23 protein-coding genes are annotated in these 23,110 nt (G+C 63.2%); 13 read left to right on the forward strand and 10 right to left on the reverse strand.

Translation table 11 applies throughout. The features are described 5' to 3' along the window. Positions 1 to 132 precede the first annotated feature (132 nt). Genes INR99_RS00890 through INR99_RS00905 form a run of 4 tightly spaced genes read left to right on the forward strand, consistent with a single transcriptional unit; the run spans position 133 to position 5,295 of the window. A complete protein-coding gene (locus tag INR99_RS00890; RefSeq protein WP_194114403.1) occupies positions 133 to 2,448 on the forward strand; it encodes a penicillin-binding protein 1A in 2,316 nt (771 codons plus the stop codon). Between the two features lie 17 nt (positions 2,449 to 2,465). Then, positions 2,466 to 3,089, forward strand: a complete 624-nt coding sequence (locus tag INR99_RS00895; protein ID WP_194114404.1) for a hypothetical protein — start codon at positions 2,466 to 2,468, stop codon at positions 3,087 to 3,089. Between the two features lie 2 nt (positions 3,090 to 3,091). After that, positions 3,092 to 3,835 carry a flagellar brake protein gene (locus INR99_RS00900; protein ID WP_194114405.1) on the forward strand — a complete coding sequence of 248 codons (744 nt, stop codon included), beginning with the start codon at positions 3,092 to 3,094 and terminating at the stop codon, positions 3,833 to 3,835. After that, positions 3,832 to 5,295 (forward strand): NAD(P)H-hydrate dehydratase, encoded by a 1,464-nt coding sequence (locus INR99_RS00905; RefSeq protein WP_194114406.1) that lies wholly within the window; start codon positions 3,832 to 3,834, stop codon positions 5,293 to 5,295. The genes INR99_RS00900 and INR99_RS00905 overlap by 4 nt, the downstream gene beginning before the upstream one ends. 156 nt (positions 5,296 to 5,451) lie before the next feature. On the opposite strand, the gene INR99_RS00910 is transcribed toward INR99_RS00905, so the two are convergent. Next, positions 5,452 to 6,933 (reverse strand): hypothetical protein, encoded by a 1,482-nt coding sequence (locus INR99_RS00910; protein WP_228098017.1) that lies wholly within the window; start codon positions 6,931 to 6,933, stop codon positions 5,452 to 5,454. A 257-nt stretch (positions 6,934 to 7,190) separates the two neighbouring features. On the opposite strand from INR99_RS00910, the gene INR99_RS00915 reads away from it, so the two are divergent. Continuing rightward, on the forward strand, positions 7,191 to 8,024 hold the full coding sequence (locus INR99_RS00915) for a hypothetical protein (protein WP_194114408.1): 834 nt from the start codon (positions 7,191 to 7,193) through the stop codon (positions 8,022 to 8,024). Here the strand turns inward: INR99_RS00915 and INR99_RS00920 are convergent. The 7 genes from INR99_RS00920 to INR99_RS00950 all read right to left on the reverse strand — a co-directional run bounded on the left by INR99_RS00920 (position 8,015) and on the right by INR99_RS00950 (position 13,823). Then, positions 8,015 to 9,214: a hypothetical protein gene (locus INR99_RS00920; protein WP_194114409.1), complete on the reverse strand. Its 1,200-nt coding sequence runs from the start codon at positions 9,212 to 9,214 to the stop codon at positions 8,015 to 8,017. The genes INR99_RS00915 and INR99_RS00920 overlap by 10 nt on opposite strands. Next, complete coding sequence (locus INR99_RS00925) at positions 9,211 to 10,182, reverse strand: type III secretion system chaperone family protein (protein ID WP_194114410.1); 972 nt, start codon at positions 10,180 to 10,182, stop codon at positions 9,211 to 9,213. The genes INR99_RS00920 and INR99_RS00925 overlap by 4 nt, the downstream gene beginning before the upstream one ends. Positions 10,183 to 10,185: 3 nt before the next feature. Next, positions 10,186 to 10,716, reverse strand: coding sequence for a hypothetical protein (locus INR99_RS00930; protein WP_194114411.1), 531 nt, complete (start codon positions 10,714 to 10,716; stop codon positions 10,186 to 10,188). A gap of 3 nt (positions 10,717 to 10,719) precedes the next feature. After that, positions 10,720 to 11,193 (reverse strand): hypothetical protein, encoded by a 474-nt coding sequence (locus INR99_RS00935; RefSeq protein ID WP_194114412.1) that lies wholly within the window; start codon positions 11,191 to 11,193, stop codon positions 10,720 to 10,722. Continuing rightward, a complete protein-coding gene (locus tag INR99_RS00940; protein ID WP_194114413.1) occupies positions 11,193 to 11,783 on the reverse strand; it encodes a hypothetical protein in 591 nt (196 codons plus the stop codon). The genes INR99_RS00935 and INR99_RS00940 overlap by 1 nt, the downstream gene beginning before the upstream one ends. After that, positions 11,783 to 12,991 (reverse strand): hypothetical protein, encoded by a 1,209-nt coding sequence (locus tag INR99_RS00945; protein ID WP_194114414.1) that lies wholly within the window; start codon positions 12,989 to 12,991, stop codon positions 11,783 to 11,785. Before INR99_RS00945 ends, INR99_RS00940 begins: the two co-directional genes overlap by 1 nt. A gap of 121 nt (positions 12,992 to 13,112) precedes the next feature. Next, on the reverse strand, positions 13,113 to 13,823 hold the full coding sequence (locus tag INR99_RS00950) for a hypothetical protein (protein ID WP_194114415.1): 711 nt from the start codon (positions 13,821 to 13,823) through the stop codon (positions 13,113 to 13,115). A gap of 171 nt (positions 13,824 to 13,994) precedes the next feature. Here INR99_RS00950 and INR99_RS00955 point away from each other — a divergent pair, with 171 nt between their 5' ends. The 3 genes from INR99_RS00955 to INR99_RS00965 all read left to right on the forward strand — a co-directional run bounded on the left by INR99_RS00955 (position 13,995) and on the right by INR99_RS00965 (position 15,801). Then, on the forward strand, positions 13,995 to 14,435 hold the full coding sequence (locus INR99_RS00955; protein WP_194114416.1) for a disulfide bond formation protein B: 441 nt from the start codon (positions 13,995 to 13,997) through the stop codon (positions 14,433 to 14,435). Continuing rightward, positions 14,432 to 15,097 (forward strand): DsbA family protein, encoded by a 666-nt coding sequence (locus INR99_RS00960; RefSeq protein WP_194114417.1) that lies wholly within the window; start codon positions 14,432 to 14,434, stop codon positions 15,095 to 15,097. The genes INR99_RS00955 and INR99_RS00960 overlap by 4 nt, the downstream gene beginning before the upstream one ends. A gap of 197 nt (positions 15,098 to 15,294) precedes the next feature. Further along, positions 15,295 to 15,801 carry an OsmC family protein gene (locus INR99_RS00965; RefSeq protein WP_194114418.1) on the forward strand — a complete coding sequence of 169 codons (507 nt, stop codon included), beginning with the start codon at positions 15,295 to 15,297 and terminating at the stop codon, positions 15,799 to 15,801. A 94-nt stretch (positions 15,802 to 15,895) separates the two neighbouring features. Here INR99_RS00965 and INR99_RS00970 read toward each other — a convergent pair whose 3' ends face one another. Next, on the reverse strand, positions 15,896 to 16,831 hold the full coding sequence (locus INR99_RS00970) for a LysR family transcriptional regulator (protein WP_194114419.1): 936 nt from the start codon (positions 16,829 to 16,831) through the stop codon (positions 15,896 to 15,898). 95 nt (positions 16,832 to 16,926) lie between these two features. Here INR99_RS00970 and INR99_RS00975 point away from each other — a divergent pair, with 95 nt between their 5' ends. The 4 genes from INR99_RS00975 to INR99_RS00990 all read left to right on the forward strand — a co-directional run bounded on the left by INR99_RS00975 (position 16,927) and on the right by INR99_RS00990 (position 21,696). After that, positions 16,927 to 17,526, forward strand: a complete 600-nt coding sequence (locus INR99_RS00975) for a short chain dehydrogenase (RefSeq protein WP_194114420.1) — start codon at positions 16,927 to 16,929, stop codon at positions 17,524 to 17,526. Positions 17,527 to 17,564: 38 nt separating this feature from the next. Further along, positions 17,565 to 18,290, forward strand: a complete 726-nt coding sequence (locus INR99_RS00980) for a substrate-binding periplasmic protein (RefSeq protein WP_194114421.1) — start codon at positions 17,565 to 17,567, stop codon at positions 18,288 to 18,290. Positions 18,291 to 18,370: 80 nt separating this feature from the next. Beyond that, complete coding sequence (locus INR99_RS00985) at positions 18,371 to 19,927, forward strand: aminotransferase class V-fold PLP-dependent enzyme (protein WP_194114422.1); 1,557 nt, start codon at positions 18,371 to 18,373, stop codon at positions 19,925 to 19,927. Positions 19,928 to 20,013: 86 nt separating this feature from the next. Continuing rightward, complete coding sequence (locus tag INR99_RS00990; protein WP_194114423.1) at positions 20,014 to 21,696, forward strand: tetratricopeptide repeat protein; 1,683 nt, start codon at positions 20,014 to 20,016, stop codon at positions 21,694 to 21,696. 62 nt (positions 21,697 to 21,758) lie between these two features. Here the strand turns inward: INR99_RS00990 and INR99_RS00995 are convergent, their stop codons facing one another. Further along, the gene (locus tag INR99_RS00995; protein ID WP_194114424.1) at positions 21,759 to 22,037 is read right to left on the reverse strand and encodes a hypothetical protein; all 279 of its coding nucleotides are present in this window, start codon (positions 22,035 to 22,037) and stop codon (positions 21,759 to 21,761) included. Positions 22,038 to 22,192: 155 nt separating this feature from the next. Here INR99_RS00995 and INR99_RS01000 point away from each other — a divergent pair, with 155 nt between their 5' ends. Further along, the gene (locus INR99_RS01000; protein WP_194114425.1) at positions 22,193 to 22,984 is read left to right on the forward strand and encodes a transporter substrate-binding domain-containing protein; all 792 of its coding nucleotides are present in this window, start codon (positions 22,193 to 22,195) and stop codon (positions 22,982 to 22,984) included. Positions 22,985 to 23,110 lie beyond the last annotated feature (126 nt).

The raw sequence follows: 23,110 nt of genomic DNA on the forward strand, positions 1-23,110 counted from the left end.
CAAAAAAATGCTAACAGCGCACTTGAGCCTATGTAAAGCAAGGTAGACAAGGGCAGTTAATTTTGCAACAGCACTGGAATCCCGTACATTGGTATCCTGCTGCAGTTCAACCGACTGGTTTTCCGGAATACGATGCTCAAACGACCACTGCTTTTCCTAACCACCTGCCTGCTGGTGCTGCTGATTCTCGGCGCCGGTCTACTTTTCATCGCCGTCGCGGTTACTTACCCCAAGCTTCCGCCCCTGTATGCACTCACCGACTACCGCCCTAAGATTCCTCTTCGTATCTACACGTCGGACCATCAGCTAATCGGGGAATTTGGCGAAGAAAAAAGAGCCTTTACCCCGATAGCAAGCGTTCCTGACTTGATGAAAAAAGCACTACTCGCTGCCGAAGACGAACGCTTCTATGAGCATGGTGGTGTTGACTATCTGGGGGTGCTACGGGCCATGGCGGGCAATGTCGTGTCTGGTCAAGCTCGCTCCGGCGCAAGCACGATCACCATGCAGGTTGCCCGCAACTTCTATCTTTCCAATGAAAAAACCCTGACCCGAAAATTCAATGAAGCCCTGCTTTCATTCAAGATAGAACACAACCTGAGCAAGGATCAGATTCTCGAGCTGTATATCAATCAAATATACCTTGGTCAGCGCGCCTATGGCTTTGCCTCGGCAGCGCAGATCTACTACGGCAAGGATCTGAGCCAGCTGTCGATCGCAGAATTCGCCATGCTGGCCGGTCTACCCAAAGCCCCTTCAAGCTACAACCCGGTTGTCAATCCTGCTCGCGCAAAACAGCGGCAAATGTATGTCCTTCGTCGCATGCACGAGCTCAAGTTCATTACAGACCAGGACTATGCCCTGGCCCAGAATGAGCAGCTAGTCATCAAGCGCAGTCCACAAGATTATTCTGTGCATGCAGAGTACATTGCTGAAATGGTTCGCCAAATGATGGTGGAACGCTATAAGGATGCGGCATATACCCAGGGCTTTAATGTCATAACTACCATCTCCGCTGAACAGCAACAAGCGGCTTATCTCGCCCTGCGCAAGGGGCTTGCCGATTACGATGCACGACATGGTTATCGGGGTGCAGAGGCATTTCTGGATCCCGCACTACTGGAAACAGACCGCCAAGAGGCATTGGACGAAGCTCTCGCAGAAATCAAGGACGCAGATGATTACCGTGTAGCGGTTGTTCTCAGCAGTTCACCACAGGAAGTTAAGGCCTATCTGCGCGGTGGCGAGATTATTTCCCTCAAAGGCGACGCCCTCAAGTTGGCGCGCCCCATGCTTAGCGACAAAGCCTCCCCCAACAGCAAGATCCGTCCTGCGGCCGTAATCCGGGTTCGGAATGAAAAAAATGGCTGGATAATCACACAATTGCCACAAGTCGAAGGTGCAATTGTCGCTCTAGACCCGCAAAACGGGGCAATTCGTGCCCTCTCCGGCGGCTTTGATTTTGCGCGCAGCAGCTTCAATCATGCTACGCAAGCATGGCGGCAACCCGGATCAAGCTTCAAGCCTTTCATCTATTCTGCTGCACTGGAAAAAGGCGTCACCCCGGCAACCATCATCAACGATGCCCCGCTGGTTATTGACCCAGATGCTGTGGGTGGCCAGCGGTGGGAGCCGAAAAACTACGATGGCAAATTCAGCGGGCCGATGTCCGTGCGCGATGCCCTGACCCGTTCGAAAAATCTGGTCTCGATACGCATTCTGCAAGCCATCACCCCGGAGTATGCCCAAGAGCACATTACCCGCTTCGGTTTCAGCCCCAAGCGACACCCCGCCTACCTGACCATGGCGCTGGGTGCAGGAAGTGTAACTCCTCTGGAAATGGCCGAGGGTTACGCTGTCTTTGCCAACACCGGCTACCGCGTACACTCCTATTTTGTCGATCGCATCACCGACAGCAAAGGCAAGGTGATTGCGCAAATGGAACCGGAGGTCGCTGGCAAGAATGCCAAGCGCACTCTGGATGCGCGCAACGCCTTTATCATGACCAGCATGATGGGCGACGTTGTCCGGTTTGGCACAGCAGCCAAAGCCAATGTACTTGGCCGTCACGATCTGGCCGGCAAGACCGGAACCACCAATGACAGCTTTGATGCATGGTTTGCCGGTTATCAACCGGGACTCGTCGCCATCGTATGGGTCGGCTTCGACCAGCCGCGCAGCCTGGGCAGTGGGGAGACCGGCGGTGCCTCAGCCCTGCCAATCTGGATCAACTTCATGGGCAAAGCGCTGCAAAATGCGCCAGAGTATCAATATCCGGTCCCTGATGGGGTGATTGCCAGACAGGTTGCATCAACTCGCGGGGAGCGTACCGAGTACTTCCTGACCGAGTTCCCTGGTACAAACCCCGAGTTGGGACTGGATAGCGGCGGTAGTGGCGAGGAAATCTCCAACCCGCAGATGGAAGAAATCAAGGAGCAACTTTTCTGAGGTTAGGGTAAGCCACCATGTCCCGTCATCCGAATGAACGCGCAGGACAGCTTCAACGACAGCAGATTGCCCAGCGTGCGGCACGACTGGTTGCGGAAGAGCACATCCACGACCTTGCCACAGCCAAGCGCAAGGCCGCGCGACAATTGGGGTTTGGCGATAGCAGCCTGCTGCCCAGCAACGATGAAATCGTTGCTGCGCTGGACGAGTACCGGCAACTGCTGGATCCGGAACATGCGGCTCTGCTGCTCAAATTGCGGCAGAAAGCGGCTTACCTCCTGCATTTCTTTGCGCAGTACCGGCCCTATCTGTGCGGGTCGGTTCTGACAGGTCACGCGGGGGCGCACTCGAATATCAACCTCCAACTGTTTCAGGATGACCCCAAAAGTGTTGAATTATTCTTGCTGAACCAGCAGATCGATTACGACATCATCCCGGCCTCTGGGCCACGCCGCTTTGAGAATTACCCTTCATTGGCGTTCTGGTTCGATGGCACACCCGTGCGATTGCAGGTGCTCCCTTCGAGCGCCGAACGCAACCCGGCCTCGAAAGCGGATCGCGAACGCCTGAACCTGAATGGCCTGCGTGCCTTGCTACACGCTGAGGCGCAGCCAGCCAGCCTGTCGACTGCCGAGCCTTGACCATGAGTACTTCGACCCTGCGTCCGATCAATCCCAATAATCACGCCACGTTTGTAATTGATGAACCGGCATTGATTCGCCATCACCTGCAGCAACTGATTGATCGGCATGAACTTGTAGGGCTATACACCGCGCTTGACAGTACCCAGTTCGCACTGAGCTCGATACTGGATTGCGACGAGCGATCAGTCTGGCTCGACATCCCGGCAGATAAGTTAGTTGGCAAACGTCTCGAGGAATCAGGCAGTGCCATCGTCGTCGCACATGCCGGAAATATCCATAGCCAGTTCTCCGCAGAAGGGATCCAAACTGCGACTCAGGGCGGCAAACCGGCATTGCGCTGCGCACTGCCCACATCCCTGATGTATGTGCAACGTCGTGATGCCTACCGCCAGCGCATCCCCCTGCGCGAACCATTGACTTGCCTAGTGCCGCTCGCAGGGCATGAAGATGTCGCACTCGCGGTTGCCGACATCAGCGTCAATGGGATCGGCTTACTGGGCTTTGCACCCGAACTCACACTGCGCAAAGGCCTCACCCTGCAAGGCTGCAAAATCAATCTCCCTGGTTGCGGACTGCTTGTCGCGGACCTCGCCATCCAGAGCGTGGCCGAATACCAGCTCCGCCAACAGATTCCGACATTGCGAACCGGTTGCAGCTTTCTGTCGTTGGCTGCAGGAGCACAAAACATGGTCATGCGTTACATTACGCGCATCGAGCGTGAGCGTTTACAACAATCACGATGAAGCCACTGCTCGATACACGTGCCATCCGCAGTATCGAAATGGCGGCACTGGCGGATGGGGTGCCCCTCATGCAGCGCGCAGGCACGCAAGCAGCGAACTGGATCAGCGAGCATTACCCGCACGCACGGAAGATTCTCGTTCTGGCCGGGCCCGGCAATAATGGTGGCGATGCACTCATACTGGCCAATGTACTAGCCCAGAGGCAAATAGATACAATGCTCCTGGTGGTATACCCAGATAGCAATTACCAGAGCGAAGCCTTGCAGGCATGGCAGGCTTATACCGGGACTCGCATTACAGAATCCAATTTCCCAGAATCTGCAGATCTTGTCGTGGATGGTGTGTTCGGGCTCGGCTTGCGCCGTCCGCTCGATCCTCATGCACAATCCTGTCTCCGACTGGCCGCTGCGCTGGGTTGCCCCGTGATTGCGCTGGATCTCCCCAGTGGAGTCAATCCCGATACCGGTGCGGTAGATCCCGCTACGATCGCAGCCACACACACGCTGACCTTTCTGGCCGAGAAACCTGGGCTACATACCGGCAAGGCTAAAGATTACTGCGGCACAATTACGCTTTTTGATCTCGGCATCACCGTTTCGGATGAGGCCAACGCAGGACATTTACTAAGCCCTCATTCAATCACCCCCTTTCTGGAGCGTTTGCAGCGCAAACATGACACCCATAAAGGCAGCTTTGGCTGCGTGGAAGTCATCGGCGGTGACAAGGGCATGGTCGGAGCGCCCCTGCTCGCCGCACGAGCAGCTCTTTACGCTGGAGCAGGAAAAATCCGGGCACACTTTCTCGCCCCCCACGCACCGACCGTCGACCTATTGCATCCAGAACTGATGCTGAGCAACGGTTTGGACTGGCATTACCGCCCTGAAGTAACGGTTCAAACCCTTGGCCCGGGGCTAGGTCAATCGGAAGCGGCACGACGGCTAGTAGCCGATGTACTGCGGCAGTCGCCTACCCCCCTTCTGCTGGATGCTGATGCACTGAATTTGATTGCAGAGTCCCCAGATCTGCAGACATTTTTGCTGCAGCGCCCCAATGGAACAACCATTCTCACCCCGCATCCCCGCGAAGCTGCACGATTACTCAATTGCACCGTAACAGAAGTGCAAATGGATCGCATCAGTACCGCCCGAACCTTGAGCAGCCATTTCCAGAGCATCTGCATTCTGAAAGGCGCGGGTACTGTCATCGCAGCACCCGATGGACGCTACTGGCTCAATCAGAGCGGCAATGCGGCTCTCAGTTGTGCCGGACAAGGGGATCTGCTTGCGGGCCTGATTGGTGGATTGCTCGCGCAGCATCTTAGCCCGCTGGAAAGCGCACTCTCCGGAGTTATGGTGCATGGATTAGCGGGCGACCTTTGGCTGCAAGCAAAAAATCGGGGGCTAGGGCTAATCAGTCAAGAAATTTTACCTATCTTTCGCAAGATTCTTAATAATCGATAGCATTTCATACGCCGATAGACATAGCGGCTGCTCGCTGGCGAGCCCCACTGATGCACCATCCCTCTAGAATTCCAAGCGTTAATTCAAGCCATAGTTCTGGTCAGGCATCCTACGACCAACCAGCACCTCTTGGCCCCAGTGGCTCTGCAGTGAGTGCTAGTTTTTCTTCTTGCGCTTGCGCCGGGCCTGCGGCCGGGCGGGAGGGGGCTCATGAGCCGGGACAGCGACCGATGCCGTCGGCGAACCTCCGGCGGGATGCGCCGGCGCGCGGCGCGGTTTGCGAGAGGGTTTCGTGCGTGAGCGCCGATAGCCGACCAGCAGCATGGGCACGATGACCATCGCCAGCAACCCGGCCTGCAGCATGAAGTTGCTGCCCAGGCTGCGCCAGGACAGCCACGACAGCAGGCCACCGTGTTTCAGCAAGGGCGAATCCGGCGGAATATCCAGACCGAGGATCAGCGACTCCAGCGGCTGGGGGTGTCGCGGATCGGTTTCAAGGACATCGTCGGCACGCTGGCCGGGCGGGAACTGCGGGCGGGCGACCAGCCCATCCAGCGCGCGACGATTCTCGCGGAACCAGCTTTCGTCACGATTACCCTGTTGCAGCACCTGCAGCTGGATCGTGCTCTGCCGGCCTGGCAGCAGTACCTGGTAGCTCATTACCGCAGGACCACTGCCTTCGGCGGACTGCATCTCATAGGCACTCTCCAGGCGCTGCGGCAAACTGCTCCGCTGCGGCTCGACCCGCCAACGCGCGACGCTGCCTTGCGGCAGCCGGCGCTGGACTTCATCCAGCATGGCCGACGGATTCAGCCAGCGATCAATGTCCACATGGCCAGGCAGCACCATCACCGCAACCGGCGCCGGAATATCCGGCAGCGTCAGATAGCCGGCGACCGGCTGGTGCAGCGGCCCCAGGGTCGGGTACAGCAAGGGCCGGGGGTCATCGGATGCCTGCACCAGCGCGTTCAGCCGCGCCAGTTCTTGCGGTGACAGCCATGCCTCTCCGGCCTGCAGCGAGAAGGTCAGCCCCCTTCCCAGCTCCAGCTGCTTTGGCCCGGACAATTGCGCGTTCTTCAGCAAGGAGGCACGGCGCAGCTTGCCCAGCTCGGCATGAAACTGCTGGGCGCAGTCTTTCACCCCGGCCCGCACGCATTCGTCCAGCATGACCAGTCTGGCGTGGAACTGCAGCGCATCGACATGCTGTCCCGCCGTCGTCGGGGCGTCCATCACGACCTCGTCATAGGGCACACCCTGTTGCCGCATCCAGCCCAGAGTGCGCATCATGCACTGTGCCGTGCGCCCCTGGGCGGCGCAGTCCAGATAGCGCAGCACAAACAGCTCGTCACGTGCCTTGTAGCGCAGCGAGCCCTGCTCGCGGCGCGCGCTTTCCAGCAGCGCACTCTGCCTGTCCAGATTGCGCATCTCCCGCTCCGCCTGTTCCAGCAGCGGCATGAGCTTCTGCGTGCAGCTCATCATGTCCCCGCCTTCACGCAGGCAGCGCTGATGGGCCACGGCAAATTGTACCGAGGCACTGTTTGGCGCGTACTCGTCCGGGGACGGCGTGGTCTCGGCAAAAGCGGGCAGAAGTGCTGCAGCAAACAGCAAGGGAGCAAGGCGGCGGAGTGCGGGTTTCATGCGCGGAGTATATTCGCCGCCGAACATCTTGCGCAGCACTGACCATCACTTGACCTGTTGGCAAAGTTCAGTCCGGCAAGCCAAACCGGAAGCACTCGCACATAGATTGCAAGGTATATGGCCACAAGCCTTTATTTGAAGCACAAGCAGGAACATACCCAGCAACAAACCAGGATAATGACAACACGCACCGCAAGCATATTTGCAAAAACAGTAATGCAGGGTTCAGCATAAGCAGCATTTTTAGCGAGGCCGCCATGTCCGACCCTCTGAATACTGCTGCCATTGAAACCGTCACCGGCCTGCTGCTGCAGCTGTTGCCCGGCTTCTGGTCACTGCTGTGGGCGGGGCTGCTGGGTGCATTCGGCGGACTACTGCTGGCATTGCTGATTTGCGTGCTGCTGTTCCGGAAAAACGCGCTGCAACGCCAGCCACTGTTCTGGAATCTGCTGGCCAAGCTGGCCTACCCGCTGCTGCTGGCCCAGGGGGTAATCAGTGGCCTGCTGCTGGGCGTTCTGCTGCAGCTGCAGGTGAACTGCAACCGCTTTGTCGACGACACGCTGGGCCCCGTCACGGCAGAACACACCCATGCGCTGGTCAGCTACACTGCCCGCCAGCTGCAGCAGCATGGCAGCGATATCGATCAACTCACCCGGGGCATGCTGCAAGGCTGGACGCTGCCGCAAGGCAGCAACTGGTGGGATACACAGCGCGCCGCCTGGCTCAACGGCTTTCTCGAAGGCAGCGGCCGCCAGCTGCTGCACGGCGTACTGAGCGAATGGCTGGCCATGCCGCTGGCCGAGCTGCCACTGGATGCGCAAAGCCGCAATGAGCTGGCTGCCGCCGGCAGCAACTCGGTCGTGCAGATCCTGCAATCCGGCGGCGATACCCGTTCACTGCAGGCGCTGGAAAGCCAGTTGCCGCGAACCATCACGCGCAGCGCACATGGCCTGATTGATCAGTGGTTCGCCGGCCATTACACGCTGCTGGCCAGCAGCAATCTGATTCTGCTGGCGCTGCTGCTGGGCGAAATGCTGCTCTACTTCCACCTTTACCTGCCACACCGCCGGCAGGCAGTGCCTCAGCCCTGAACCGGCCAGCGCAGGCGGAGCAAGGCCCTGCCCGACAGCCCGGGCGGCAATTCGCGGGCCCGCCCCCCCCAGATGCACCAGCGGCCCTGCGGCGCTTCCTGCCCGCCGATTCCGGCATGATCGTGATGCCCGATCATATGCCCGCGCTGGAACCACAGGCGCTCGCCGGCAGCAGCAAGCCGGTACTCGTAGCCACCGTCGGCGGGCAGCGTAACCGGCTGCGCCGCACCGCCGCGGCGGAAATAGCTGGCCAGCCACAGCGTATAGGGGCGCGCACGGCCATTGCCGACCGGCAGCGCCTGCATGACGACGGCAACAGCAGGGTCGGCAAGCAATTGCGGGCGCAATCCCGGACGCGGCGAGCCGAGCCATACCCAGTTTTCCGTGACCTCCTGCGGAATCTGCCCATGCAGATTCACGCCGTAATCCACGGCCAGCAGGCAGACACAACCGCTCGTGCTGGGCTGGTTGCCCAATGGCAGCGCCAGAAAGCTGCCGGAGGTCTCGGTACTGGCAAACGGTGGCCCAAACCAGCCCAGCCCGTTGGGCTCGCAGCGCCACCAGCCCGGGCCATTGAGGCTGAAGGTGTCGATGGCCTCGGTAAGCGGCTGGTAGCAGAACGGGCAACTTGCAAGCCGGTAGCGCGGCAGGCGGGCGCGGTAGGCATCCGGTTCAATGGCAAAGGCCAGCTGGCTCAGCCCGGCCGGAACGCCATCGCGCCCCAGCTGGCAAGTGCCACGTTGCGCACGCGTCGCATGGCTTTGCCGCAGAAAGGCCGTATAGCTGGCGGCATCAAAAGGCTGCTCAGGTTGCGCGATATCCGCATCACCCAGCCCCGGCCCAGGCGCTATCACCGGCCTGCAAGCCGCAAACTTGGCCGTGATTGACTGCCAGATGGCCTGATCTGCCGCACTCGCCCCGGTTTGCGCATAGGGATCGCCGGGCAGCGGCAGATCACTGCGCCCTCCTTCAGCGCTAAAGCGCAGATGGCGCATGGCACCATGCCGGTGTTCGGCCAGCACATCAATGGCCGCCACATCGCGCTGGCGCAGCCAGTACACCGTCCAGTTGCGATCATGCACCATGCCGGCGGCCTGCTCGGCATCGGCCGGCAGAGCCAGCCCCAGCCCGGCTACCTCGGCCTGAAACTGCTGCCAGGCCAGCGGCAGGTCATGGCCAAAACGTCTCATCGCGGCATGTCCTCCAGCAGGGTATCAAGTTGCGGCAACTGGCGATACATGGCCACACTGGCCACCATCAGCGCATCGTGCAGACAGGGCGCCAGCAAGGCGGCAGCAGGCAGCCGCTGCGCATGCCGGAAGCTCAGCCGGCCGGTGCCGGCGGCCAGGTCGAATGCCCCGAGCGGCAAACCATAATTGGCCAAGGCCAGCCAGCGTGCCGCCTGCGCCAGTCGCGAGGCCGGCACCCGCAGGGCGCGCCCGGGATAGGCCTCGACCAACAGGCTCGCCAGCGGTCGATCCAGCGACACCAGCAGGGGAATGCGCCGACCATCCTGTGCGTACGCAGTCTGGATGAAAGGTCCCGCCGCATCCGGCTCGGCCGGCCAGCCCTGCTGCCGCATGGCGGCAGCGATCGCGTCCAGCCCGGGCATGGACGGTGGCGTCGCTTTCGCCAGTGCGGCTGGCGGCGCCAGCGCCGCAGGCTGTGGCTGCGCTGTGGTGGCAAACACGACCGGACTGCGCTGCAGGTAGCTGGCAGCCAGCAGATACAACCCATGGCGCAGTGCCGCCATATCAAGCTGTCCGCGACCGTCGTCCAGCCCCAGCTTGCAGCGCAGATCACCATCCGCCAGATCCAGCTCGAAATTCACACCTGCAGGCAGGGCATGATTGACGGCGGCCAGCCGCGCCAGCAGCGCCTCGCGCTCGGAGGACACAAGCTTGCGCGGGTACAACGCATACAGCGCCAGCCAGCGCCGCTCGGGGCGATGGTGGATGGCCAGATGCAAGGTGCCGATCTGTGCCGGCGCATCCAGCCGCCAGATGCCGGGCCTGTCGGATGGGCGGCGTTGCCAGCCTTCCCCCTCCAGCTCGCGAGACAGCTGCGCCACCAGCGCCGGCACGTCGCCGGCCTGCACCGGCGGCATCAGCCAGGGCAAGCTGGCCAGACCGGCCAGTAGCATACGGCGACTGATCATGGTTTACCCTCCCGCTCCGGATGCAGCATCCGGCCACAGGGGCCACCATGGATCCGTCAGATCAGCACCTGCCTCTCCGAGTTGCCGGCGCAGGAAAACAGCCCAGGACTCCGCAAGCAAGGCTGCGGCCTCACCTTCACCGAATGCTTCGGCGCGGTCGCAGAGAAGCAGGCAACGGTGCAGCAAAAACCGGGTGAAATCGGGTGCGAGCATTCTGCCGGTTCGCTCTCCGTCGTGAAACCAGCGCACGACCCGATCTTCCGAGGTCAGGCTGAAATAATCCAAACCATAACGCTCACGGGCAAAGGGCCGCAGGTTTTGCCGCCGCAGCGCCTCGGCAACGGCAGACTCGGGATTCAGGCAAGCATCCCCGCCGATGAGCAGGCCATCGATGTCCTGGACGCCGAAGTGTTGCAGAAATGCCCGCAGCGCGGCCGGATAGTCGTCCGGGGCCGCTGCTGCGTCAGACAAGGCCTCGATGTAGACACAGTCCCGGCGCAGGGCCGCAAACCAGTCCAGAGCAACTTCTCCCATACCTCACCCTTTCACACTGCTGCAGATTTCATCCGGCCACTGCGCCTGCAGCACGCCCTCGAGTCGCAGCCATTGGCCACACATGGCAGCCGGCTCGCGCAGGTTCAGATCGACCTGCAAGTGCCCCCAGGGCATGGCCAGCACGATGTTCTCCCCATCCTGCGCCAGCACCTCGCCCTGAACGCGATAGTTCACGCCGTCCAGCCGGATCAGCGCCGGCACGCGCTCGCCAGCCGGGCAGTGCTGCAGCCGGCCGTAGCGCTGCAAGAACACCGGAGCATGCCAGCACAGACCGGGGTGCAGCGCATCCCATTCATCGGGCTGCAGCTGGAGGTAGAAGCAGTCCTGCCGGCCATGCCAGCTGGCCAGGCAATGCCCCTCGTAGTCGTTGTACTCATCCCAGCGCACCAACTCATGCAGCAGCAAAGCCTCTCGCTTAGGGGTATAGCCAGCAAGCTCATGTAAATCATGGCTCATCACGATATACCCTTAGGCTTGCCACCGAACAAACGCCACATCAGCCCTCCGAGGAGCACAAGCGCAGCCCCCAGCGCCAGCAAGGGGCCGCGTGCACCACCCAACCCGTTGCCGGATTCGCCGCTCAGAATGGCAGTCCCCAGCCCCACCCGCCCGGCGACGATCTTGCCCGGATACAGGCTAGCCCGCAGCGCGGGGGGCAGATCATCGCGGACATACCGCGCCGTACCGGCAGGAATTGGCAGCGGAGTTGCGCGAATTTTCGCCATTACTGCGGCCACCGCCGCACTGGCACGATCCTCCCCCGCGGTCGGGGGCGCCGGCGGCGGCGCAACAGCCGGACTGTCCGGCAACTCCGCCAGCTCGACCCAGTCGCGCCGCAGCGGCTCGGTTTTGGGACGGCCATTGCGATACCAGTAAAACTGCGTGCTGTCTTCCTGGGTAATCCATGTCCGCGTCACCGCGATAGTCACCTCGGGCTGTTGCCTCAGCAAGGCAAGGCGCAGCAGCTGCCAGCAGGCCGGCAGGCTCAAGGCCACCCCCAGCACGAGCACAAATCCCGCTATCGGGCGCAAACCGGCATGACGCATCAGCGTGCTCCCGCCAGCGACTGCAAGGGAAATGCAGTCAGCCCTGCGGCGCTCTCGCGGAGTACCTCCGGCCACTGCTGCACCGAACGCTCAAGCCGCGCCAGCGAACCTCCCGCGTCGGGCAAGCGGAAAAACTGCCCCCGCTCCCGCACCCAGTTGCCCTGCCAGCCGGCCAGCACCGGCCCGTGATCGTGCAACTCGCCCACCTCATCCAGCCAGAACACCTGCCCGCTGGCCAGCCACGGACCGAGGTCATAAGCGGCATCGGCGTAAGGCCAGCGGAACAGGCGGTGCTCACTATCCTGCGGCGCCAGCGTGGCGGCGAGTGCGCCGGCCTCTGGGTGGAAATAGCTGGCCAGCCAAACCGTGTAATACGGCCGGCCAGGCCGATCCAGCCGGCCGATGGCCAGCGTGCGCAGCACCGCGCGACTGCCGGCCAGTGCCATGAAGGGACGGTGCAGGTGCGGGACCGCCGCGCCCAGCGGCAACTCGTGCACCTGCGGCACGTCATCCGGCAGTACCCCCTGCAGGTTCACCCCATACATCACACCCTGCACATGCGCGCAGCCGGCCCGGTAGCTGTACGGGGCGACCTGTCCCGGCGGGCACAATGCCCGCCCGTCACCGCCGAAATAGCGCCCCATCCAGCCCGTGCCATCCGGCGGCATGCGCCACCAGCCCATACCGGCCAGCGAGTAGGTATCGATGCGTTCCTGCAGCAGCGCACCGCACAGGGGGCAGCGCGCCAGCAGATATTCCGGGCAAAGCTGCTGATATTCCTGCGGAATGCCCTGAGCCAGCCGCAGGCTGCTGCGGTAGGGCGGGCTGCGCCGGCCACGCACGGCCCAGTCGATTTCGGTGCGCAGATGGTCCAGCTCGGCATGCAGGGCATGGTAGGCGGCCATGGCATCCACCGGCGGGCCCGCGTTCAGAGCGCCGGTCAGTGCGGCATGCAAGGACGCGGCGAGTGCGGCAAATTCGTCATTGAGCCCGGCATCCACACGGCCTGCCGGATAGAGCACCAGATCATTGAGCGAACCACTGCCGGCAAACCAGCGCAGGCCTTCCCGCGCCAGATCCGGCCAGTGGCTGCGCGGGGCGGCTGCCAGCCGGTTGGCCAGCTCGCCGCAGCGCAGCCCCCAGCGGGGCTCATCGCCGCAAGTCAGCACGGAAGAAAGGGACGAGAGCAGTTCGATCAGGTCGGACATGGGCAATGCGCAACGACATCAGGGTTTTACCTTATCATCGCAGTTTGCTGCCGCAACAGCCAGCGCACCGACCCGATTCGCCTCAGCCACACCCCGCGGCGGTGAACACCGTCACAGGGCTTCAGCCTTCCGGCTCCCGCGCGTCCATTTCTTCCAGATGTGCCGCGGTCCAGGCATCGTAGCGGGCCAGCACATCGGCAAGGTATTCCGGCTCGGCCAGTTTGCGGCTCCATACTTCCAGCGCCTGCCAAGCCCCTGCCGCGTTGCGGGCAAACCCGAGATAGCCGCCGCCACCATGCCGATAGCCCAGCCAGGTCTGCGCCGGATCGCAGGAAAGCCGTGCCCGCAGCTCGGGCTCGAGCAGCCAGTCCGGGCCGGCCAGATTGCTCCAGCCAGCCAGGGGCAAATGGCCGCGGCTACCGTCTTTCGGGGCATACCAGCCATCATGAACGGCATGCAGTGCCAGCCACCACGACGGCAAGCCGGCCAGCGGTGCCGGGGAAGTGCCGGCATGCGGCAGATGCCCGACCATGGCGCAGGGCTTGGCGGCGCGGCGAAATCCGTACACCAGCCGCAGATCGTCAGCAGCCAGTCGCAGCAACGCATACCCTTGCACCGTTTCCTTCAGCAAGGCCGAAGTCTGCGGCAAATCAGCCAATACGCTACCCCAGAGCACATCCAGGGCGGTGGCTGGATCGACACCGGGGCTCAGCGCCAGCAGCCACGACGCCGGCAGGCGCGCGCCCAGCTGCGGCAGATCTGCCGGATCGACCAGAGCACCATGCCAGGCTCTGGGCAGGGCAGGCAGCAACGCGTCGGCAGCAATCAGCATGGTGGCATTTCCCGAGGAAAATAAGCCGCAGCGTAGCACAGCCGCCACGTGCTGCTGCGGCGGATAGCCGCGCGGCATAATTCACATTCCGGAAACCAAACGGCCCCCTGCCGGTCTGCCCCTCTTGACCCCTGTACCATCCGGGCAGGGTAACCGCGACCGGGGCCTGCCATGACCCAGTTTCCATCCACATCCCGCCCGTACGACTGGCTGCTGCTGTTTGCCGCCTGGCTGCTGGCTGCCGCCAGTTCGCTGGGCGCGCTGTTTTTCGGCGAAGTGCTCGGTTATGCACCGTGCACGCTGTGCTGGTACCAGCGCATTGCCATGTTCCCGCTGGCCATCATGCTGCCGCTGGCGCTGTTTCCGCTGGATCTGCGCGTCGTGCGCTACGCACTGCCGCTGGCCGCGGGTGGCCTGCTACTGGCCGGCTACCACTGGCTGCTGCAGCTGGGCATCATCGCCGAAACCGCCAGCCCCTGCTTCAAGGGCAGCAATTGTGCCGAGGTGAGCGTGAGCTGGTTCGGCTTTGTCACCCTCCCCCTGTTGTCGCTGCTCGCCTTCTCCCTGATCACCATCTGCCTTGTCGCCCTGAGAATCCGTCCGAAACCATGAAACAGAAACTGCTCTTCATCCTTGCTTCCCTCTTCCTGCTCGGCCTTTTCATCGGCGGCGCGCTGTACGTGAAACAGCAGCAGCAAGCCAGCCAGGACGCGCTGATCGCCGCCAATCAGCAGGCGCTGAATCGCGGGCATGCGCCAACATACGGCCCGGCTGATGCCCGCGTCACCATTACCGAATTCCTCGACCCGGCCTGCGAAGCCTGTGCGGCGTTTTACCCCTTCGTGAAGGACCTGATGCGGCAGCAACCGGAGCAGATCCGGCTGGTGGTGCGCTACGCGCCGCTGCATGACGGTGCCGCCGGTGTGGTCGCGGCGCTGGAAGCGGCCCGTCTGCAGGGGCAGTACTGGCCGGCACTGGAAAAGCTGCTGGCCACGCAAAGCCAGTGGGCCATCAATCACCGCGCCGATGTCGGGCTGGCACTGGCCCAGCTGGCACCGTTGGGGCTGGACATGGCACGCCTGCAGCAGGACATGCAGAGCGAGCAGATCATGGCGATCCTCCGGCAGGACATCGCCGATGCGCAGGCGCTGGGCATCAACAAGACCCCCAGCTATTTCGTCAACGGCCGCCCCTTGCAGGATTTTGGCTACGAGCAGCTCGCCACCATGGTGCAAGCCGCACTGGCCACCAGCCCGGCTCGGCCGCAGCAGTAAATACCCGGCAACGTACCAACCCCTTCCGCCTTTCAATAAAGGCATGGAACGCCATACCCCAAGGCGATACTAACCGGGCCATGCGCGCCTGCCTTCTGTCCGGATGCGGCGTATTACGGCGCCAGCCCGGAACGGGCAGGAGCTAGGCTCTGTTGAGATTCACCCGATTAGCCGGCCTGCCGCCGGGGGAGACAAACATGGACGCCAGCACACTGCGCAACATGCAGGCACCGATCAAGGAGGCCTACCGGCAGGACCCGCAGTCCGCCCGCATTACCCTGCAGGCCAGCGGCACGCTGGGCGAGGGTATCACCTGCAACGTGGCAACCGGGCAGGCGCTGGCGCGCGCCGGCCTGCACCCCGGCACGGGTGGCGACGGGCTGTCGCTGTGCTCTGGCGACATGCTGCTGCAGGCACTGGTCGCCTGTGCCGGTGTCACGCTGAATGCCGTGGCGACCGCGCTGGGGATCGAATTGCGCCATGCCGAGCTGCATGCCGAGGGGGATCTTGATTTTCGCGGCACACTGGGGCTGGATCGCGAAACGCCGGTCGGCTTTCGCGCCATCCGTCTGCAGTTCGTGCTGGACACCACCGCCACCGAGGAGGAACTGGCCACCCTGCTGAAGCTGACCGAGCGCTACTGCGTGGTTTACCAGACGCTGGCCGGGCCGGTGCCGGTCAGTGCGGCCTTCGAACGCGCCTGAGCAAATTACCATGCAGGGTATGCCAATACCGGCATTGTTTTAAAAGCCCCCGCAGCCGATACCCTCACACACCGTGCGCAGCAGCCACGCCGGCTCAGGCCAGCATGGCCGCCTGGCGCGGATCGGCAAACCATTCCTGCAGAAAATCCAGCAAGGCGAGCAGCTTGGCTGGCTGGGGCAGACGCTGTGGATACATCAGCGACAGCCGCATGCCTTGCAGCTGGCAATCGGGCAGGACGCGCACCAGCCGGCCACTGGCCACATCGGGGCTGGCCAGATAGGCCGGGAGCCGCGCAATCCCGCCATGATTGAGCGCCAGATTGCGGATCAGGTAGTAATCGTTGCTGCTGATGGGCGAAGGAACGGCCACCGTATGCAGTTGGCCGCCGCGGCTGAACGACCATTCCCGCGCATGCCGGAAACGCTGATTGGCAATGCACGGCAGGCCGGCCAGCTGATCCGGGGTCTCGAGCGGCGGGTGTCGCGCCAGAAACTGCGGGCTGGCCACCAGCCAGTCACGGATCTCGACCAGCGGGCGGCTGACCAGATGCTCGGGCGGCGGCAGGTTGGCGCGGATGGCCAGATCAAAGCCTTCCGCCTCCAGATCGCGCGGTGTGGCTCCCAGATCCAGCTCGATGCAGATCGCCGGATAGCGCTCGCGAAACGCCAGCAGCGCCTCGGCCATGAATACCCCGCCAAAACTGCTTGGCGCGGTGATGCGCAGCGTGCCGCCGATTTCACTGCGCAGCTCGCCCAGCGCCTGGCGGGCGGCCGCCACCCGCGCCAGCCAGTCACGGCAGTGCGCCAGATACAGCCGCCCCGCCTCGGTCAGATCCAGGCGGCGCGTGGTGCGGTACAGGAGCTGGGCATCCAGCCGTCGCTCCAGCTGTGCCACCTGCTTGCTCAGCAGGGCTTTCGACACACCCAGTACCTCCGCCGCCCGGGTGAAGCTGCCCTGCTCGGCAACACAGGCAAAGGCCATCGCCCATTGCAATTCCTGCGCCTGCTGGCTGGCCGTCATTGTTTCCATGAATTCAACAAAGTTGTGAATAAACGCTGATTTATCGCCAGATCGTGCCGCTCTATTCTATCCACGTCAACAAACAAGCACACAAGGAGATGCACATGGATATTCTGCTCATCGGTGCCAGCGGCACCATCGGGAAGGCGGTTGCTCACGAACTCGGCCAGCGCCACCGCATCATCAGCGCCGGGCGCAGCAGCGGGGACGAGCACGTCGATCTGCGCGACCTCGCCAGCGTCACGGCACTGTTCGAGCGCGTCGGCCCGGTCGATGCCGTGATTGCCACCGCCGGCAATGTCCATTTCGGCGCGCTGGCCGAGTTTACACCCGAGCACTACGCCATCGGCCTGAACGACAAGCTGATGGGGCAAGTGAATCTGGTGCTGGCCGGCCAGAAAGTCGTGCGTGATGGCGGCAGCTTCACGCTGACCAGCGGCATTCTCAGCGACGATCCGATCCGTTACGGCAGCAGCGCCAGCATGGTCAACGCAGCACTGGAAGGCTTCGCGCGCGGTGCCGCCATCGAACTGGCTCGCGGCCTGCGCATCAATGTCGTCAGTCCGACGGTGCTGAGCGAATCACTGGCAGGCTATGGCCCCTATTTCCGTGGCTTTGAATCCGTGCCCGCCGCACGCGTGGCGCTGGCCTACAGCAAGAGCGTCGAGGGGCTGCAGACCGGGCAGATCTATCGCGTCGGCTAGCGGCTTGTCCGGCATGGTCGCGCCACCTAAGCTGGAGCATGATCCGCATTCTGCTCGCGGTCGTGTTCCTGCTGGCTGCCGCATGCCATGCCGCACCGCCGGCAACACCGTTACCGCTGTACACCTCGTATGACGAAGCCCCCTTCTCGCTGGCGCACGCCGACAATCTGACCGTGCGCCTGGCGGCCTATCTGACGCGCGCCTCGCAGGGACGTTATGTGTTCGAACCCGTGCAGCTGCCCCGCAAGCGGCTGGAGCAGATGCTGGCCGGCCATGGCTGGCAGGGGGCTCTGGCCTGGGGCAACCCCAAGTTCTTCAGTCAGCTGCCGCAGGACCACCTGCGCTGGACGCGCGGCTTCATGCGCGATGCCGATCTGGTCGTCAGCCGCCAGAGCCGGCCGGTGCACTACAGCGGCCCGGCATCGCTCTACGGGCTGACGCTGGGCGCGATCCGCGGCTGGGAGCTCAACGATTTCAATGCCGATATCCGTGACGGCAAGATCCGCCGTGAGGATGCGCCCACGGCCCTGGCCAATCTGCGCAAGCTGCAATCCGGCCGCATCGATGCCGCCCTGATCCAGCGCGCCGCGCTGCCCTATTTCCGCCGCAGCTTGCCGGGGCTGGAGCAATGGCTCTACATCAGCCCGATCCCCCGATGGGAATTCAGCCGCCATCTGGCGGTCGACCCTGCCTCGACCGAACTTTACGAGTTTCTGCAGCAGGCGCTGGCGGCCATGCCCCCCGATGCACTGGGCCCCCACTGATCCGGTCAGGCCGCAGTGCGACTTGAAGCTGTAAGCCAACCGGTCGCACAATGATCCATTGATTGCTGCCGGATACCCTCATGTCGACCACCGCTGCCCTCGCCTGCAACGAAATCTACCTGGATGCCAATGCCACCACCGCGCTGTTGCCGGCCGCGCAGGTGGCCATGCTGCGCACGCTGACGGACAACTACGGCAACCCCGGCAGCCCCCACGGCGCGGGGATCCGAGCCCGGCTGGAGCTGGAACGTGCACGCAATGCCGCCGCTGCGGTGCTGCGCGTACCGGCCGGCCAGCTGATTTTCAACTCCGGTGCCACCGAAGGCATCCAGACCGCAGTTCTGTCGGCGCTGCACACGCAGCAGGCCGGCAGCCCTGTGCGGGTGCTGTACGGCTCCACCGAGCACAAGGCGGTGCCCGAGGCGCTGGCACACTGGGGCGAACTGCTGGGGTTAAATCTGGAACTGCTGGCCATTCCGGTCGACAGCGTTGGCCGGCATGATCTGGACTGGCTGGCCCGCCATGCGGCAGGCGCGGCACTGATCTGCACCATGGCGGCCAATAATGAAACCGGCGTGATTACCGATCTGGCCGGCATCGGCACCATCATTGCCGCGCAGACACCGCGCCCCCTGTGGCTGGTCGACGGCGTCCAGGCCTTTGGCAAACTCGATATCGACTGGCTGGCGCTCGGCGCGGACTATGTCCCGCTGTCCGGGCACAAGCTGCATGCGCCCAAGGGCAGCGGCATTCTGTATGTGCGCGATGGCGCGCCATTCACCCGCCTGCTGGCCGGCGGCGGACAGGAAGGCAATGCCCGCTGCGGCACGGAAAACCTGCCGGGCATCGCGGCCATCGGCGCGGTGTGCGAAGCACTGGCCGCCGGCGAATTCGGCGATCCGGCGCGGCTGCTTGCGGCCAATGCGCGCTTGCGTGCGGCGGTCAGCAGCGCCTTTCCCGGAGTCGTCTTCAACAGCCCTGCGCAGCATTGCCTGCCGACCACCATCAATTTCTCGGTGCCGGGTGTGCCCAGCAAGCGGCTGCTGGAGGTGTTCGACGCGCTGGGCCTGCGCTTGAGTGCCGGTTCGGCGTGTTCGAGCAAGACGGCCAAACCCAGTCATGTGCTGATGGCAATGGGGCTGGGCGAAGAACGTGCGACCAGCGCGATCCGCCTGTCGATTTCGCCGTGGTGCGATGCCACCGACATCGATGCCGCCGTCGCACGCCTGCAGTTGTGCGGTTCGATTCTCGAATCGCAAGCCGCTGCCATGGCGGCACTGGAACAGGTGGCGCTCCCCGAGGAAGATCAGGAGCTCTCCGACCGTTACGCCATCACCGCGTCGCAATTGCCGGACTGGCGTGCACGCCATGCGCCAGCGCTGTTCATCGACATCCGCGAGCCCTGGGAGCAGGCCGCCAGCGGCATCTGCCCCACGCTGGACGGGATGGCCAGTGAACAGCATCCGCTGAGCCAGCTGGCGCAATGGCTGCCGCAGTGGCCACATCAGCACAGTGTGCTGCTGGCCTGCCGCAGTGGCCGGCGCAGCGGACAACTGCTCAGCCATCTGCGCCAGCAGGGCTACGAGAATGTCTGGCATCTGGCCGAAGGGCTGGCCGGCCTGCCGCAGCCGCGCTGAAAGCGGCAGCAGCCGGCGCAGGCGAACCAGATCAGGGAATTCACGCAAGGTTTGCTGCGATTGCGGCAGCCGCATACACTCGTAGTATGAGCGTGCGCCCTTATTCCTTTGAATCTCCACCCTATCTGGATGCGGCCACTGGCGATCCGGACGACCTTGCCAGCCTGAAATTCCTGCTGATCGATCCGGTCGCGGATCTGCGCCACACCCTCGCGATGACACTGGGGCAGTACGGTGTGCGCCAGATCGAACAGGCCAGCCGCTCGGGTGATGCGCTGGCACTGATCCGCCGCACCGAATATGACGTGGTACTGTGCGAATACGACCTCGGGCATGGCTTTGATGGCTTGTTTCTGTTCGAGGAAATGCGCCGGCATGATCTGCTGAAAGCGTCGTGTGCCTTCATCATCGTGACCGGCGAGCGGCGCACGCAGAAAGTCCTGGGCGCCGCCGAGCTGGTTCCCGATGCCATCGTGCTCAAACCGTTTACCGGTGACAGCCTTTATGCCCGCTTGCGCCGGGCATTGCGGCGCAAGCGTCGTTTCCAGCCGATCGATTCCGCCATCTTGCGCCATGATTTCCTGTTGGCCATCCGGCTGTGCAATCAGGAAATCAAGCAGGGCGGCGCCGATCTGCTGGAGTTCGTGCGCATGAAGGTTCACCTGATGCTGCGCATTGCCGACTGGGCCGGTGTGCGCGACCTGTGCCGCACCTTGCTGGCCAAGCAGGATCTGCCGTGGGCCAGAATGGCACTGGGAAAGGCCTTGTTCGAGCAGAAGCAGTACCCGGAAGCCGCGGAGTTATTCCAGAGCGTGCTGGCTGAACATGAACTGGTACTGGAAGCCTACGACTGGCTGGCACGCGTGCAACAGGCCCAGGGCAAGCTGGACGATGCCCGGAATACCGTCGACAGGGCGGTGGCGCGTTCGCCCTTTGTGGTGAGCCGCCAGCGTGAACTGGGCGAGCTGGCCTGGCAGACCGGCGACATGGGCGTAGCGCAGACCGCGTTTCATGAAGTGGTCGGCCTGTCGCGCTATTCCTTCTGGCGTGACCCTGCGGATCATGGGCGGCTGATTGAAGTGCTTACCGCACGCAATGAGCTTGGCGAAGCACGCAAGCTCCTGACCGATCTGCGCCGCGCGTTTGCCGGGGCCCCCGGTCAGGAGTGCATGGGGCTGCTGCTGGAGGCTGGCATCGAGCGCCAGTCCGGCAACGAACAGGCTGCACGGGAAAAGCTTGGGCTGGCACAGCAGCGGCTGGACCAGCAGGAATCGCCACCGGATGTCGCGTCCGGCATGGTGATGGCCAGGGCGTTGCAGCAATTGGGCAGCGCGGAAGCCGCCGCCTTGCTGATGCAGAATCTGCTGCGGAACAATCATGATGCCCCCAATCTTGCCGGACAGATCCGCGCGCTCTACCAGCAGGCGGGCCAGCCGGAGAAAGCCGCCGAACTGATTGATTCGATCACCGGTGACATTGTCCGGCTCAACAACGAGGCGGTTCAGCTGGCCCGCAGCGGCGATCTGGCCGCAGCCGCCGAACTATTCCTGCGGGCAGTCGCCGACATGCCGGCGAATGTGCAGATCATCTACAACACCGTTAATGCCCTTTTGGCCTACGTGAACCAGCATGGCTGGCATGCCAGTTATATGGAACGCGCGGCCGAGTTGCTGCGGCGAGCGTCGGAACTGAGCCCCGCCAACGGGCGCGGCCTGCAGCTGATTGAGGTGTTGCGCAAAACCCGCCTGAAATACGGCGTGGCCAGCTGATTCCCCGGCCGAAGCACGCCGCGACGCGCGTGGGCGCATACCTATCACGCCCGGCCCGAGCCTCAGCGCAGACCGTTGTCGTCCGACCAGTAAGTGATGCTCACCTGCTGCTCGCCCAGGCTGACCACGGCACCCGCGGGTAGCCGTGCCCGCGTGAGCACCAGCGCCGGATCACCCAGAACCACATCATCGAGCCGCACCTCGCCGGCAGCAATGTGCCGCGGCGCGGCATCGGCCGTGCACAGCTGCAGGCGCAGCAGGAACTCGGGCAAGGGCACGCCCAGATCGTAGGCATAGGCCGATAACGCCATCGTGCGCCGGGCAGGCAAAAGCTGGCTCATGGTTTATTCCCAGCAGGATGAGAAACCGCACCCTGCCATGTGGCAGCGCCCGCTGCAGTAGCCGTGCTCACAGCCGCGCCAGCGTTGCCTATAGTGGCAGAACTGCGGTACAGCCAAAGGGGAAGGCAATGGTTCGGGCAGGCAGCTTGCTTGTAGTGACACTCGCGATGCTGGCGGGCGGACTGGTCCACGCCGCCTGCAGCCGCCCCATCGTGGTCCCCAGCTCGCCACTGGGTTTCAGCGTGCAGGTGCAGGACAACACGGTCAGCGGTGTTTACCCCGAAGCGCTGCGCACGCTGGGGCGCAAGTATGGCTGCCAGTTTGTCTTTCCACTGGTCCCCCGCACGCGCGCCGAATACATGGTACTGGACGCCGACGAGGGCGACCTGCTGGTCTCGATCAGCCGCAACGCCAGCCGCGATGCCCGGGGCGACTTCATCAAGCTGACCGACGTGCGGCCCAGCCTGATCTTCCTGAAACGCAAGCCGGTGGCCGCCCGCTCGCTGCAGGACATCCTCAGCGACCCGCGCTTGCAGGGCATCACGGTGCGCGGCTATTCCTACGGCGACGAATTCAACCGCTTCATGGACGAACTGAAGCGCCAGAACCGGCTGAGCACCGCCAACGACCTCATTACCCTGGGCAAGATGCTCAACGCCGACCGCGGGGACTTCACCATCGTCGCCGCCACGCTACTGGTCTCCGCCCTGGCGGAATCCCCGGAAACGCAGGCGCTGACGGGGGCACTGGTCTACCGCCCACTGGCCGATCTGCCGGCGGTGGAAAACGGCGCCTACCTCAGCCGCAAGCTGTCCGAGGCCGACCGGCAAACGCTGACCCGGTTGCTGAACGAGCTGCGGACTGGCGGCGTGCTGCAGACGGAGCTGGAGCGCTACTACTCGCGCGAGCTGATCGAAGCGACGTTTGCGCGCAGCGCCGGCAATTGAATAACCAGGTATACACCAGAAAGTCATTGCCAATAATGAGCGCAGCAATATACACATGCATGTATAGACATCCCCGGCACACCGGCGCAGGCCGGCTTGTTCCCCGTGCCCCGACGTCTTAAGCTG

The organism is Chitinilyticum piscinae (assembly GCF_015223195.1).
GTDB lineage: Bacteria > Pseudomonadota > Gammaproteobacteria > Burkholderiales > Chitinibacteraceae > Chitinilyticum > Chitinilyticum piscinae.